The sequence below is a fragment of the Pseudomonadota bacterium genome (assembly GCA_016711215.1).
GTDB lineage: Bacteria > Myxococcota_A > Polyangia.
Genome location: JADJTL010000002.1, coordinates 197,233 through 209,675 on the forward strand (window position 1 = coordinate 197,233; position 12,443 = coordinate 209,675).

Sequence of the window (12,443 nt, forward strand, 5' to 3'; positions counted from 1 at the left end):
TGGCGCCCTCGTCGACCGCCGCGGCCTAGAGGGCGGGAAAGGCGATGCGCAGGAAGGTGTACGCCCCGCGCTGCTCGGTCGTGATCGTCGGCCGCAGCGGGCGCGCGAGCCTGATCTCGAGGCGCACGCGGTGACCCTTCTGCGCGTAGAGCTTGAAGCTCGAGACCGCGCCACCAAACTGCTTGGTCAGCACGCGACGCAGGTTGTTGTGCAGCGCCACGTCGACCTTGCTCAGGCTCACCTCGACGCGCCTGCCACGCACGCGGCTCGTGAAAGGCACCGTGCCCGTGAGCTGCAGAAAGACCTCCTGGCCCTGTCCCGGGCGCGCCCGAAATCCGGGCCAGGTGATGAGCTGCACGTCCCCGGCGGGTCGCACCTGGGGGGGCGGGTCCCCCGCCTCTGGGCTGACGCCGGCGTAGCTCAGGGGGGCGCGAGCCCGTGAGGGCACCGCCTTCGGGCTACGCCCCTCGGCGCGCGCTCCGACGGCGAGGGAGGACAACCACAGCAGACCAACGACCGCGCAGGCTTTCGAGCTCATGTCGGATGCTCCTGGGAAGGGCCGCGGCCACGGCGCGCGGGCCCGGCGGCCAGGATCCGTTGCAGCCTGGCGCCGGTCAAGTTTCGGGTCGGGCGCCAGGCTCGTCGCCCTCGCCGCGATAGACGCAGCCAGCGGTGCAGGTCTCACGCAGAACGACCTGACTCAGCCCGGGCAAGGTCGGCTTGAGCCGCTGCCAGATCCAGCGGGCGATGGCCTCGCTGGTGGGGTTGTCCAGGCCCTCGACCTCGTTGAGCAGGCGGTGGTCTAGCTGATCATGCAGGGGCTGGAAGGCCGCGGCGAGGTCGGCGAAGTCGATCACCCATCCGGTCGCCTGATCGACGACGCCGCGCACGTGGAGGGCGATGCGAAACGAGTGGCCGTGCAGCCGAGCGCACTTATGACCCGCCGGAACCCGGGGTAGCCGGTGCGCCGCCTCAATCGTGAACTCCTCGAAGATCTCCATCGTCGCCGCGTTCATGGAATCCCCAGCAGCTTATGAAGCTGCAAGCTGAGCCGCCACTGCGGATGCGCGAGGCAGAACTGCAGCGCCGCCTGCGTGTGGCGCTCGCGCTCCCTGCCGTCCAGCGGTTGCACGAAAAAATGGCGGAAGTCCAGCGCGGCGAAGCGCTCGGGCTCCGCGCCGGGCTGCGGGTAGACGAGCTTCAGCTCATCGCCCCGACGCTGCAGCAGCTCGCTGCCGGCCTTGGGGCTGACGCAAATCCAATCGAGGCCCGGCGGCGCGGGGCGCGTGCCGTTGGTCTCGACAGCGACGACGAAGCCGCGCGCGTGGAGCGCCGCGATCAGCGGGGAATCGAGCTGCAGCAGCGGCTCACCCCCGGTGCAAACGACGAAGCGTTCGGTGGCCATCCCCTGCGCGGGCCAGCAGCGCGCCACGGCGTCGGCGAGCGCCGCGGCCGAGCGAAAGCGCCCACCACCGGGCCCATCGGTGCCCAGAAAATCCGTGTCGCAGAACCGGCAGATCGCCGTGGCCCGCTCGGCCTCGCGCCCCGACCACAGGTTGCAGCCGGCAAAGCGACAGAAGACCGCCGGACGGCCCACCTGGGCCCCCTCGCCCTGCAGCGTGTAGAACAGCTCCTTGACCGCGTACGCCACCCTCGACCTCACTCGCGCGCTGCGTCTCTTATGCACAGGAGCGAGGGCTCGAGCAATCGTCCCGACGATCGGCCAGTCGCGCGCTGCGACGCGCGCTGCGCCCTCGCCGTCGACGCCCGGGCTGGTCTAGACTGAGCGGCGATGGACGCCGGCCTGCGTGAGATCCCGTTCAATTACACCTCCGCCGATGATCGGTTGGTGACGACCTACCTCGGCGGCGAGGCGCTTTGGGAGCAGCTCGAGCAGCTACGGGCGCGGCGCGTCACGGGGCGCTCGGCGCGGCTGCTGCTGCGCGTCTTCGGCGACCTCTTCGTCCATCGACGCAACGCCTTTCTCTATCAGGAGCTGCTCGATGCGCCACGGCGCCGGACGCGGCTGCTGCGGCGGCTGACGACCGAGCTGGCGATCGTCGAGGAGAGCGGCGGCGGCGACCCCCTGGTGCTCGCCGTGCTGTCCACCACCCGTGAGTTGCTCGAGCAGTTTTCCCGCGAGCTCGGCGGCGCGGCCCGCGAGCGGCGCCGCATCGTCACCGCGCTGGCGCCGATCGTCGGCAAGCAGAACGTCCGCTTCGACCCCTTCACGCTCGTCTCGCACGCGACGGACGCCACCGACTGGCGACTCTTTCTGCCGCGCGTCGTGGTCACGCCGGCTCGCGAGGAGCAGGTGGCGCCGCTGCTGCGCGCGCTCGGCGAGCTGGGGCTCGCGGCGATTCCCCGCGGCGCGGGGACGGGCCTGACCGGAGGCGCGGTGCCGCTGCGCGCCGGCTGCGCCATCGTCAACACCGAGCAGCTCGACCGCATTGTCGGCCTCGAACAACGCGAGCTGCCCTTCCCCGACGGGCACCTCGAGCCTCTGTCCGTGCTGGCGGTCGAGGCAGGGGTCGTCACCGAGCGCGCGATCGAGGCGGCGGCGCAACAGGGCTACGTCTTCGCCACCGATCCGACCAGCGCCTGGGCCTGCACGATCGGCGGCAACATCGCGGAGAACGCCGGCGGCAAGACCGCGGTGCTCTGGGGCACCTGCCTCGATAACCTGCTCGCCTGGCGGCTGGCGCTGCCGAGCGGTCAGGTCTGGACGGTGCGCCGCGTCGATCATCCGCGGCGGAAGATCCTGCCGACGGATCGGGTGCGCTGGCAGGTCGTCGACGCCGAGGGCGCTGTGCGGCGCACGATCGCCCTGCGCGGCGACCAGCTGCGACGTCCGGGGCTGTGGAAGGACATCACCAACAAGGCGCTAGGGGGGCTGCCGGGCCTGCAGAAGGAGGGCACGGACGGCGTCATCACGGCGGCGGAGTTCATTCTCTATCCGCGCTATCAAGCGACCGCGACGCTCTGCCTCGAGTTCTTCGGCGAGGACATGGAGGAGGCCAGCCGCGTGATCCTCGAGCTCTCGCAGGCCTTCCCCAACAGCGGCGCGGAGGTGCTGCAGGCGCTCGAGCACTTCGACGACGAGTACGTGCGGGCGATCGGCTATCGCGTCAAGGCGCGGCGGGCCGCCATCCCCAAGGCCGTCCTCCTCGTCGATATCGTCGGTCACGACGCCGCGCAGGTCGCCCGCGGGGTCGAGAGGGTGCGCGGGCTGCTCGCGTGCCACGAAAACTCCGAGCTCTTCGTCGCCGCCGATGCGGCCGAGTCCACGCGCTTCTGGGCCGACCGCAAGCGGCTCGGGGCGATCGCGGCGCGGACCAATGCCTTCAAGCTCAACGAGGACATCGTCGTGCCGCTCGACGCCCTGGCCGCGCTGGCGGCCTACTGCGCCGCGATCAACCTCGAGGAGGAGCGGCACAATCAGCGGGCGTTGGTCGAACGCCTGCAGTGCCTGCTCGCGGAGGCGCCCGCCGCGGCCAAGGACGAGGGCGGGGCGTTTCTAGCCGAGCGGTTGGCGGAGGCGCAGGCGCGCTGTGTGCGCGCGCTGGAGGCGTTGGAAGGCGCCAGCGTGGTGGCCTTGCGCGAGCTTGGGCCGCTGCGGGAGCTGAAGCGGGACCTGCTCGAGTATCTGCGCGGCTACGCGGCGCTGACGACGGCGCTGGAGGCCTGTTGGCAGGACGAGCGCCGCCGGCTGCTCGTCGTCGCCACGCACATGCATGCGGGCGACGGCAACGTCCACGTCAACATCCCGGTGATGTCGAGCGACCGCGCGATGATGAGGCGCGCCGAGGCGCTCGTCGACCGCCTGATGGAGAAGGTCACCGAGCTCGGCGGCGTCTGCTCCGGTGAGCACGGGATCGGCGTCACCAAGCTCAAGTACCTCGGCGACGACGCGCTCGAGGCCCTGGCTGCGCACCGCCGCGAGCTCGATCCGCAGGGGCTGATGAATCCGGGCAAGCTCTCGGACCGGCGGGCCGCCGCGCTGATCTTCACGCCCTCGTTCAATCTGCTCGAGCTCGAGGCGCGCATCCTGCAGCACGGCAAGCTCGAGCAGCTCGCGCTGAAGATCGCCAAGTGTATTCGCTGCGGCAAGTGCAAACCCGACTGCTGCGTCTTCCACCCCGCGCGTGGCCTGTACTTCCACCCGCGCAACAAGAACCTGGCGATCGGCGCGCTGATCGAGGCCCTGCTCTATGAAGCGCAGCGCGAGCGCTCCGACTCCTTCGAGCTGCTGCGCCATCTCGAGCAGGTGGCTGACCACTGCACGATCTGCCACAAATGCCTCAAGCCCTGCCCGGTGGACATCGACACCGGCGAGGTCAGCGTGCTGGAACGCGAGATCCTCGCCGCGCGCGGGCATAAGCGCCGCCGCTTGGCGGCCCGCGCCACGCTGCGCTACCTCGACAGCCGTTCACCGCTCTTCAACGCGGCCTTTCGCACGACGGTCCTGCGCTGGGGCGGCGCCGTGCAGCGCGGCCTCGCCGGCGCGCTGGGCGAGCGCCCCGAGGCGGCCGCCAGCGCGCGCGGGCCCGCATCCTATACGCGCCAGCTGCTCTCGGCCCCGGGACCACGAGCCGAGCGGGCCACGCTGCGGGAGCTGCTGCCGGCGTGTGGGCCCGACGAGGCGTTGGTCTTCGAGCCGAGCGGGCCGGCGAGCGGCACCGTGCTCTACTTCCCTGGCTGTGGCTCGGAGCGCCTCTACGGCTCGATCGGCCTGGCGGCGCTGCATGTGCTGCAGGCGCTGCAGCTGCGGGTCGTGCTGCCGCCGCCCTTTCTTTGCTGCGGCTTTCCGGCCTGGGCCAATGCCGCGGCCGCCGAGCACGGGCGGCAGAGCCTGCGCGACACGATCGTCTTCTCGCAGATCCGTGAGATGCTCGCACACCTCCGCTTTGACGCCGTGGTCGTGACCTGCGGCACCTGCAACGAGGCGCTCGTTAGCCTCGAGGCGCAGAAGATCTTCGCCGCGCCCGTGCTTGATCTCCTGCGCCTGGCGCACGATCGCGGCCTGCGCTTGCGCGCTCCGCAGGAGCGGGCGCTCTATCACACGCCCTGTCATGACGGCCTGCGAGGCGAGGCGCCGGCCCTGCTCGCCGCCGTCGGCAACTTCGCGCTCGATCCCGTCGCGCACTGCTGCTCGGAGGCCGGGACCCTCGCGCTCTCGCGGCCCGACATCGCCAACGCCATGCTCCATCGCAAGCGCGCGGCGCTCGCACCAGCGCTGGCGGCCCGTGGCGCTGCCGACCCGCCGACGGTGGTGCTGACCAGCTGTCCGTCGTGCATCTCTGGCTTGAACCGCAACGCCGCGTTGGGCGTCGAGGGCCGCCACCTCGCGGTCGAGCTGGCGCGCACGCTGAGCGGCGAGGGTTGGCGTGACGCCGCCCGCGCAGAATGCGCCGCAGCCCAGGCGATCCGCTTCTAGCGCGGCCCGCTTGGGGGCTAGCGCGGATGCACTCGCAAGAGCTCGGCCGTGCCGTCGCGAGCGAGCAGGCGACAGGGGCCCAGCCGCGCGGGCACGAGCGCCGACGCGCCCGCGCTGAGCGTGCCGAGGTCCGTGCCGTCGTCGTGCGCGATCGTGACCACGCCGCGCAGCGCATGCAAGAGCTGTAGCTGCTCGCTGGCCTCGAGCCTGACGCAGAGGCCCTCGGTCGGCCGCAGGTGATCGAGCACGAAGGCGTCATCCTCCACCGAGCGCCAGATCCGCGGCTGTCCCGCGAGCGGGCGCGGCTCGACGATGAACTCGTCCGCGCTTGTCGGAATGAAGCTCAGCGCGGCCAAGGCCTGATCGATCGCGACCGCGCGCGCGGGCCAGCGCACGTGATCCCAGGCCCGATAGGTCGGTCCCGGGCGGCGGACCTCGAACGCGAGGATCTCGCGCCCCTCGGGATTGCCCAGCGCATGGACCTCAGCCGTGGGCGGCCGGCCGAGCGCCTGCGCCACGCGCGGGGGGTTGGCGTTGTGGATTACCAGGCCTGGACGCAAGGGAATCGCATTCAGCGCCCCGAGCGCCTCCCAATAGACGGCCCGCAGCTCGGCCAGCAGCATCTGGGCCTGGGGCGACGTGGCGCGGTCGGCGAGCCAGGGGTCGAGCTCTGGCGGCCTCGTGGCGCTCCCGGGCTGCTCACCCACGCAGAGCCACGGTCCGACGCGCGCCTGGAGCGCCAGGGCGTCGACGTCGGGGCGCAGCAGCGCCGTCAGCGCCCGCTGCGCCACCAGCCCGGCCGTCAGCCGCCTCCCCCACGCGGCGGGGTCGAGGGCGTGCGCGAAGCCGAGGCGCAGCGTCGCGCCGGGCGCGCAGTCGATGATGACGTAGGCCTCCGTATAACCGGCTGGATGCGATTGCACCGAGAGCAGCTCGCCAATCGAGAGTGTCTTCGGCAAGAGCGAGAGCTGCGGGCCATGCGCCGCGAAATACGCCGCGCCGAGCACGGCGGGCCCGGCATGGCGCAGCAGCTCGGCCAGCACCATGGTCGAGCCGTCGGCGAGGGTGACGCGGCTCGGATGGGCCCGCGTCTCGGGGTCGAGCTCGCAGGCTGCCATCTCGAAGGCCTCGCCCCAGGGCCCGCCTGTCTCGCCGCCGGGCGCCGCGGCGATGCCCTTGTAGGCCTCGAGGGTTCGCCCCCCCCACGGACGCGCGACCAGGTTGTCAGACTGGGGGCGCAGCAGCGAGCGCGCGACACGCGCCACGGCCGCGCGGTCACCGGCGATCAGCGCCTGGGCGAGCGTCAAAACACCACCTGGCCGACGACCAGCGGCCCGGCGGCGCCGGGCAGGATCGAGAGCGAGGGGCCGACGGGTGAGGCGGGGGGCTCCTCGCTGGCGTTCTGCGCGCGGTAGAAGAGCCACCAGCTCACCGCGCTGGCGGCGGCCAGGACGCCGGCGGCAGCGTGCGCCACGATGGCACGCGCGCGATAGGTCTCGAAGGCCCGGGTGCTGCGGAGCTGACGATTGGCCTGCGCGGTAGAATAGAGCGCCAGCGCCTCGGCGGCGAGCACCAGCGACGCGCTGCCGATACCCGCCGCGAGCCAGAGCCGGCCGGGCATGCGCGCGGCGCGCAAGGTCACCGTCTCGCGCCGCGGTTGGCCGGCCGCGACGGTGACGATGCGGCGCCAGAGCTCGTAGCCCTCGGCCTGGATCTCGAGGGCGTGATCGCCAGGCGTCAGCTCGAGCCGCAGGTCGGTCAGCGCCACCTGCGCGCGCAGCTCGCCATCGATTCGCACCCAGGCACCGCTCGGTGCACCGACGAGCCAGAGCTCCCCCTGGGTCGCGCTGGCGCTGGGCGCGGCTGCGCCCCAGACCTCGGCGGCCGCGGGCGCCCGCGACGCGCCGCTGGCCGCGCCCCGCGCGGGCGCGACCACCGCAGCCGCCCGGCGATCGCGCTCGAGCCTGGCGCTCAGCGCGGCGATGTGGCGCTTCACCTCGGCAGCGAAGGGAGGTGCGCGCCCCGAGGCCTCGCTCGGCCACTGCGCGAGGTATTCTCGATAGTGGGCAAGCGCTGCCTCGTCATTGCCGAGCCGGCGGTGACACTGCGCCATGTTGAGCACGATGCTCGGCCGCCAGGTCAGCTTCAGCGCCCGCGTGAAGAGCTCGAGCGCCGGTCGATAGCGCCCGGCGCGGTATTCCAGGCGCGCGGCGTCGAAGAGCGCCTTGGACCGGCGGACGGCAGACACGCTCTCGGTGGCCTCCGCGGCGAGCGGCGGCGCGTGCAGCAGGGTCAAGACCGTCAGCGAGGTGGCTAAGAACCAACGCATACAACCCACATCAGCGCGGTGGAGGTTAACACGGCGCCTCGCGGCGCGGAACGCGCGGCGCGGGCTCGTGTAGCGGGCGCGGTCGCGCGCGATCTCGACCGGCCGCGCGCGGTGAGGAGACCAGGGGCCGAGTCGCGGCGTCGCGTCAGAATGCCGCCGTGTCCTCGCCGAGCAGCGGCCGCGCGCGCGACCCTGCCCCGTCGCTCCCTTCGGGCGCGTTGCCGGCCGGCGCGGGCGGCCGCGCGCGGCGCGCGCGCAGCGGCGGGCGTGGTGCGGGCGGGCGTTCGCCCCGGGCGGCCGGCAGCCCGTCGTCGAGCTCGGACCACAGCGGATCGAGGTCGTCGGCCGCCAGCGCCTCGGCGCTCCCCGTCGGCGCGGCCTTGACCTCGATGATGCGCTGCGCAGCGACCAGCGCCCGCAGCACGAGGCGCTCATCGTGCTCGACGCGCCAGCGCCGGCGAAAGGTGGCGTATCCGGGGCGCAGGACCTCGAGCTCCACCTGCTGACCCGTGCTGACCTGAAGCTGACAGGGCAGGCGCTGCTCGCCGAGCCGAGCACGCTCGACCCGCAGGCGGCAGCGGCCCTCGAAGTCACGCGCCACCACCTCGACCGAGCGCAGCCCGACGCGGGCCGGCTCCAGCGCCTCCGCTGGCGGGGATGTGCCGCCCGTCGCGCGGGGCCCGCCAAACCTGGCCGGCACGACCTGCGGCGCGGCTGCCGGCGCGGCCGGCCGCTGCAGGTCTGCTACGCCCGCGCGTGGGGCTCCCCGCGGGGGCGACGCGACCCAGACCCAGAGCGTCAAGAGCGCGAGCAACCCGAGCGCGGCCCCTCCCGCCCAGACGAGGCGCGATCCGCGCCGAGGGTGCACGCGCGCCGGACGCAAGACGCGCCGCGTCGCGGGCAAGCTGAAGCCACCGTGGGTCGCGTCCCAGCTCTGACTATCGGTGTCGTGTAGGCGATCAGTGTCATGTAGGCGATCGTCCTCGCCGCGGGCGGAGGCCGAGCTGCCACTGTCGCTGAAGCTCTCGGGTCCCAGCAGCGCGCCCTTGTCGGTCGGCGTCGAATCATCGGCTGGTGGCGGAAGCGACGCGCTGCGGCGGGCCGGGGCGGAGCGGGGACGGCGACGCACGCGGGTCTCGCCCATCGTTTGGGCCGACACCAGCGCCTCGGCGCGGGGGGTGCTCGCGCCGGCGACCGCGTCCGCGGCGACCGCCGCCGCGAAGGCCACGCTGAGCTCGGCAGCCGAGGCCGGCCGCTGCGCCGGGGCCTTGGCCAGGCAGCGCTCGACCAGCTCGGCGACGGCCGGCCCGACATGCTTCGCCACGCGCGCGAGCGGCGGCGGCGGCTCACGAATGTGCTGCGCCAGCACCAGCGCGGTGACCTCGGAGAAGAAGGGCGGGTGGCCCGCCAACATCCAGTAGACGACCGCGCCGAGCGAGTAGACGTCGGTGCGCGCGCTGATCTGGTCGGGGCGGCCAGCGGCCTGCTCGGGCGCGATCGTGAAGGGCGTGCCCATCACCATGCCGGTGGCCGTCAGGTTGGGGTTCTTGTCGCCCTCGCGGCCCTTGATCTTGGCGATGCCGAAGTCGAGCAGCTTGAGCGCCAGCGGCTCGCGCTCGAGCACGAAGACGTTCTCCGGCTTGAGGTCGCGATGGACGATGCCGTGATCGTGAGCCACCTGGAGCGCCACACAGATCTGCTGCAGGTAGGGACGCACGTCCTCCGGCCGCATCGGTCCGCGTTCGGCCATCACCGCCGCCAGCTCGCAACCCCGGAGCAGCTCCATCACGTAGTAGAGCTGGCCGCCCTCGGTGCGACCGAAGTCGTAGAGGGCGATGATGCTCGGATGGTCGAGGCGCGAGAGTGCCCGCGCTTCGGCGAGGAAGCGATCGACGGCGTCGGGTTGGTCGCTGAGGGCCTCGCTGACGACCTTGACCGCCACGCGCCGCCCGATCTCCGGGTGCTCGGCGACATAGACGGTGCTCATCCCGCCCTCTTGCAAGGGCGCGGTGATCACGTAGTTGCCGATGCGCTGGCCGATCAGGGGGTCGATGGACACGGTGCTTTCCCCACGCGCGGCAAACATACGGTAGCAGGCGATCCCCAACAAGGCGGAGCTACGACTGCAGGCGGCCGCTCTGAGGTGAACGAGCGGGCGCCCAGTTGACCACTTGGCCAGTTGACCACTTGGCCAGTTGAGCACTTGGCCAGTTGACCACTTGGCGCTTGCTTCGCTAGAAGAGCGGGCGGTTGCGGGCGCTCGCGCGACCAAGCGCGCGACGCCAGCGTTACCCTCGAAGCGATCAGCGACCCTCTCAACGACTCACGGGGTGGACGATGAAGATCGAACGCAACTTCACGCTGCCGGCCGACGAGGTGCGTGAGCGCCTGCGGCTGCTGACCGAGCATTGGGGCAAACACGGCGTCAACGCGAGCTGGGAGGGCGACTGCGCGACCCTCTCCGGCAAGGTGCGCGGCATCAGCTTCGACGGCACGCTGCAGGTCGAGGCGACGCAGCTCCGGGGCGACATCAAGGCCAGCGGCCTCTTCGCCGAGACGCTCGGTCGCCCCTATGTCGAGAGCAAGCTGAGCGAGTACCTCAATCCCGCCACCTCGGTCGAGCAGCTGCGCAGCAAGCGCGGCTGATCAGGCCCGCGCCGCGCCGGCGCGAAGCCACGCGAACGCGCGGGCGCTCAGACCCCGAGGCGATCGGGCGGCACACCGAAGACCGTCGCCAGACGCTCGCAGCGCGCCGGCTCGTCGCGCGCCAGCTCCTCGGCGCGGCCCGCGCCGAGCACGAGCACGCGATCGGCCTCGCGATACGCCTCGGCCAGATCGTGCAGCACCATCACCACGGCGACGCCGAGGTCGCGCCGCAGCCCTTGCAAGAGCTCGAAGAGCTGATGCCGCCAACGCAGATCGAGGTGCGTCGTCGGCTCGTCGAGCAGCAGCAGGGGCGCCTGCTGCGCCACCGTCATCGCCACCAGCGCGCGCTGGCGCTCACCGCCGCTGAGACGGCCCAAGGGTTGCTCGCTCAGGACCTGCAGATCGCAGCGCGCGATCGCGCCCTCGACCACCGCATGATCCTCCGGTGCGAGCCGCCCCCACCAGCCAAGGTGGGGTGTGCGCCCGAGCTCGACGAGCTCGCGCACTGTCAGCTCGGGATCGAGCGCGAGCGTCTGCGGCAGCAGCGCGACCCGCTGAGCCCGCGCGCGCGGCGCCAGCGCTGCGAGCGCCTCCCCACCGAGTCGAAGGGTACCCGCGAGGGCGGGCAAGGCGCCGCAGAGCGTCAGCATCAGGCTCGTCTTGCCGGCGCCGTTCGGTCCCACGACCGCCAGCGCCTCGCCCCGCACGAGGCGCAGCGCGGCCAGCGCACCGAGCGGCGCCTGTGCCGCTCGGCCCCAGCGCAGCTGCTCTAGCTCGAGGCGAGGCGGCTCGCCCGCGCGCGCGGGCGCGAAGGCCGCGGCGGGCCTGGGCCGAAGGCGATGCTCGTCTGCCACCATCACCCTTCCGTCGTCCTTGAGCCGGCTTTCGCGCAAGCGCCCTCTCCGCCCCAGAGGGTCGCTCAACGCGCCGGGCGTAGTTGCCGCTTGAGCTGAACCAGCAGCAACGGGCAGCCCAGCAGGCCCGTCAGAACGCCGACCGGCAGCTCCTCCGGCGCCAGCGCCGTACGCGCCACCGTGTCGGCCACGAGGACCAGCAGGGCCCCACCGGCCGCCGCCGCCGGCAGCGTGGCGCGAAAATCGCTGCCGACCAAGCGCCGCACCAAGGGCGGCACGATCAGCCCCACGTAGCCGATCAGGCCGGCAACCGCCACGGCCACCGCCGCCAGCACGCTGGCCAGCAACGCGACCTCGCGCACGACGCGCGGCGCGTCGAGACCCACGCCGCCCGCCGCAGCGGTACCGAGCGCGAAGGCGTTGAGGCGGTGGGCCCAACCCCGCAGCAGCACCCCGACCACAGCGGCCAAGAGGGTGCAGGCCACGAGCTGCGGCCAGTCGACGAAGCCGATGCCGCCGAGCAACCAGCTGGTCGTCAGCCGCAGCCGGAAGGGGTCAGCGCGGGTGAGCAGCAGCGTCATCAGCGCGGCGCAGAAGGCGTTGACGACCACCCCCGCCAGCAGCAGGCTGACCAGCGAGAGGCGACCACCGGCCGTCTGCGCCAGGGTCAGCACGAGCGCCAGCGCGGCCAGCGCGCCGACGAAGGCCGACAAGGGCAGGGCCGCCCAACCGAGCGCCGCCCCCAGGCCCGGCACACTATGCAGCAGCACGACGGCCAGGCCGGCGCCCCCCGAGACGCCCAGCAGATAGGGGTCGGCCAGCGGATTGCGCGTCAGCCCCTGCAGCGCCAGCCCCGCAACGCCGAGGGCGGCGCCGACGAGCAAGGCCGCTGCGACCCGCGGCCCGCGCAGGTGGACGAGGGGCGCGCGCAGACCGTCGTCAGCGCTCAACAGGCGCCGCGGCCAATCGAGGTCATAGCGGCGCCCGGCCGCGTCGACACCGAGGCCAAGGGCAACCCAGGCCGCGATCGCGATCAGCAGCAAGAAACCAGCGGTCAGCAGCGGAGCTCGGCGGCGCATTGGGGTGACTCGCCGCGCAGGTTGGGTCATCGCGAGGCCGTTGGCAAGCGCGCGCCCTGGCCGCTTTGGCGGCGCTCCAGTGAGCTGAGGGCGGGGGC

Annotated in this window: 10 protein-coding genes; 2 read left to right on the forward strand and 8 right to left on the reverse strand. The window is 72.6% G+C overall.

Going from position 1 to position 12,443, the window contains the following annotated elements:
• Window positions 1-25: 25 nt before the first annotated feature.
• The 3 genes from IPL40_05955 to queE all read right to left on the reverse strand — a co-directional run bounded on the left by IPL40_05955 (window position 26) and on the right by queE (window position 1,651).
• The gene (locus IPL40_05955; protein MBK8480701.1) at window positions 26-538 is read right to left on the reverse strand and encodes a hypothetical protein; all 513 of its coding nucleotides are present in this window, start codon (window positions 536-538) and stop codon (window positions 26-28) included.
• A gap of 76 nt (window positions 539-614) precedes the next feature.
• Complete coding sequence (queD, locus tag IPL40_05960; GenBank protein MBK8480702.1) at window positions 615-1,001, reverse strand: 6-carboxytetrahydropterin synthase QueD; 387 nt, start codon at window positions 999-1,001, stop codon at window positions 615-617.
• Between the two features lie 11 nt (window positions 1,002-1,012).
• Entirely contained in the window at window positions 1,013-1,651 is a 639-nt protein-coding gene (gene queE, locus IPL40_05965) for a 7-carboxy-7-deazaguanine synthase (GenBank protein ID MBK8480703.1), read from the reverse strand.
• Between the two features lie 141 nt (window positions 1,652-1,792).
• Between queE and IPL40_05970 the strand changes: the two genes are divergently transcribed.
• The gene (locus IPL40_05970; GenBank protein ID MBK8480704.1) at window positions 1,793-5,437 is read left to right on the forward strand and encodes a DUF3683 domain-containing protein; all 3,645 of its coding nucleotides are present in this window, start codon (window positions 1,793-1,795) and stop codon (window positions 5,435-5,437) included.
• 17 nt (window positions 5,438-5,454) lie between these two features.
• On the opposite strand, the gene IPL40_05975 is transcribed toward IPL40_05970, so the two are convergent.
• From IPL40_05975 to IPL40_05985, 3 genes are all read right to left on the reverse strand, one after another.
• Window positions 5,455-6,744 carry a hypothetical protein gene (locus IPL40_05975; GenBank protein MBK8480705.1) on the reverse strand — a complete coding sequence of 430 codons (1,290 nt, stop codon included), beginning with the start codon at window positions 6,742-6,744 and terminating at the stop codon, window positions 5,455-5,457.
• Complete coding sequence (locus IPL40_05980; protein ID MBK8480706.1) at window positions 6,741-7,766, reverse strand: PEGA domain-containing protein; 1,026 nt, start codon at window positions 7,764-7,766, stop codon at window positions 6,741-6,743. The genes IPL40_05975 and IPL40_05980 overlap by 4 nt, the downstream gene beginning before the upstream one ends.
• Before the next feature lie 145 nt (window positions 7,767-7,911).
• Window positions 7,912-9,825 (reverse strand): serine/threonine protein kinase, encoded by a 1,914-nt coding sequence (locus IPL40_05985; protein MBK8480707.1) that lies wholly within the window; start codon window positions 9,823-9,825, stop codon window positions 7,912-7,914.
• 278 nt (window positions 9,826-10,103) lie between these two features.
• Between IPL40_05985 and IPL40_05990 the strand changes: the two genes are divergently transcribed.
• Window positions 10,104-10,412 (forward strand): polyhydroxyalkanoic acid system family protein, encoded by a 309-nt coding sequence (locus tag IPL40_05990; protein ID MBK8480708.1) that lies wholly within the window; start codon window positions 10,104-10,106, stop codon window positions 10,410-10,412.
• Between the two features lie 47 nt (window positions 10,413-10,459).
• On the opposite strand, the gene IPL40_05995 is transcribed toward IPL40_05990, so the two are convergent.
• On the reverse strand, window positions 10,460-11,305 hold the full coding sequence (locus IPL40_05995) for an ABC transporter ATP-binding protein (protein ID MBK8480709.1): 846 nt from the start codon (window positions 11,303-11,305) through the stop codon (window positions 10,460-10,462).
• A gap of 26 nt (window positions 11,306-11,331) precedes the next feature.
• A complete protein-coding gene (locus IPL40_06000; protein ID MBK8480710.1) occupies window positions 11,332-12,345 on the reverse strand; it encodes an iron ABC transporter permease in 1,014 nt (337 codons plus the stop codon).
• Between the last annotated feature and the right edge of the window lie 98 nt (window positions 12,346-12,443).